This window comes from Candidatus Dependentiae bacterium (assembly GCA_026389015.1).
Taxonomy (GTDB): domain Bacteria; phylum Babelota; class Babeliae; order Babelales; family Vermiphilaceae; genus JAPLIR01.
The window spans coordinates 1-1,989 of record JAPLIR010000013.1; the positions used below are offsets into that span (position 1 = coordinate 1).

Here is a 1,989-nt window from a genome sequence, read left to right on the forward strand (position 1 = left end):
CTTGACATGTTATTAATAAATGATACTATTTGAAATAGGTTATAGTAATTTATTTTCATAAATAGTTATTTTTTAAATGGAGTTTATCATGTCAAACAAAACCAAATTCTTATTGCTCACGGCACTGCTATGCATTAATCCATATCTTTCAGCGATGGACAATAAAAAGCCTGAGATTGATACAACGCCCAAGAAATGGTTTTTTCAACGATTGTTTAACCGATCATCAGCAACAGTGGCTCCTGCGACAATAACAAGCACTATATCTGATCCATCAAAAAACGTAGGAACCCCTGGAGCTACATCTAACGTTGCACCAACCCCCAAGGTCCCTACTAAGCCAAATTCAACCCCAAATGAAACGCCTAAGTCTCAATCAACGCCCAATACGCCTGCAACGAATACTCAAAAATCTACAACTGATTTAACACATTCCTTGGCAGGCCCAGAAGACTTAATGCATAGACAACAAGCTTCTTATTTATCACGTGCAAGGAATTGGCTTTGGTCTCAAGAACGTCCACAACCAAAACAAGAGCTTCCAGCCTCAACAACTGTTACTCCTCCTACACCTAATCCATTGGTTAATGTAACCAACCCTGACCCAACATCAAAACCTAAACCAACCCCTAATGCACCGACTAACCAAAATTCAACTCCCAATGAAACACCAAAACCCCAGTCCAAACTTAATACACCAGCACCAAAGCCAAGTACACCCTCTGATCAGAAACCAAATACAAACTCAGGATGGAGCTTTGGCTCAGTGGATATTAACCCGGATAAAATCAGACAAGATAGACATGATGGACGACCACGTGGAAGATCTAGCGATCATGATATTAAACCTAAAGAAATAATACCCCCGATAGATCCAGAAATAGAAAAAAGTAGAAAAGCATTTGGTCATGATGGTTTTAGAAATTTAATACCAGAGCCCCTGGAGCAATCGCCATCTCCTTCCACTGCAACTTCGAACAAGAATCCTGCATCGACAGCAGTACCTTCGAATACTAATCCAAGCAAAAATAATACAACTCCTCCTAATGATTCAACCCCAAATAATACTGAAATTCCAAAAGTAAAAACTAATGATAATTCATCAGATTTAGATTGGAGTTTTGGATATAAGAAAAAAGATCCTACTACGGCACCGCCATCAACTGCCTGGAATGTCTCTAGTTATGTAGCGCGAAGCCTAGCTACCAGTCTTATCATGGATATTTTTTTTAACGATGAGAATGAGAGAATTGAGTCATGGAATGCTTTTGTGCGGGAATATGAAGCAAAATTAAAAAAAGAAGCTGAAGAAAGAGCTGCTCAAAAAATCGAGCTAGCAAAACAAGAGAGAATACAACTGGATGATTTGCTACAACAGGCTAGTCAACTACAAGAAATAGAGTTTACTAACGATAAACTTTCAAAAAAAGCAAAGCTAGAAAGAGCTGTTCGACAAGAGAAAAAACAAAGAGATGCTAGTTACGTGTTTGATGCTAGATGTCGTGTTAGAGATTCTTGGCAAAACTTTAAACAAAACGTAAGTAATATTTGGGATAATGGCATAATTAACACTTTGAATAATGGCAAAGGTGGGTATTGGCATCAATCACGTTTTGCTATACCTTCGCAGAGAATATTTATTAATTCATATTTTGCGCAAGAAATGTTTGAAGCTGCCTTTAAAAAAGATCCAATAATATCCCCTGCTATTTTTAAAAAGATTGTTTGTAATCGCGAGAAAGTTCAAGAAAATTTAATACAAACTCAAAAGGCTTTCAATGAGTTGAATCAACAAGGTATACTTGATGATAATGACCAAGAAATAGTACAGGCACTAGAACGTGCAGTATCTGAACGTGGTGCCCCTATTCATAAAAACTATAATCAATTAACGTCTGAAGCAAAGAAGCTCTTAGCTGATTGTGGTGTTGATCCAAAGAATTTCGAAGGTATGGTTGGCAATGCATTGCAAGTACATCTGTTTGATCG

1 protein-coding gene is annotated in these 1,989 nt (G+C 37.5%); it reads left to right on the forward strand.

Annotated elements, in window-relative coordinates; translation table 11 throughout:
• Positions 1 to 88 precede the first annotated feature (88 nt).
• Positions 89 to 1,989, forward strand: a 1,901-nt coding sequence (locus NTX86_01480; protein ID MCX5921976.1) for a hypothetical protein, incomplete at its 3' end; no start/stop codon positions are given.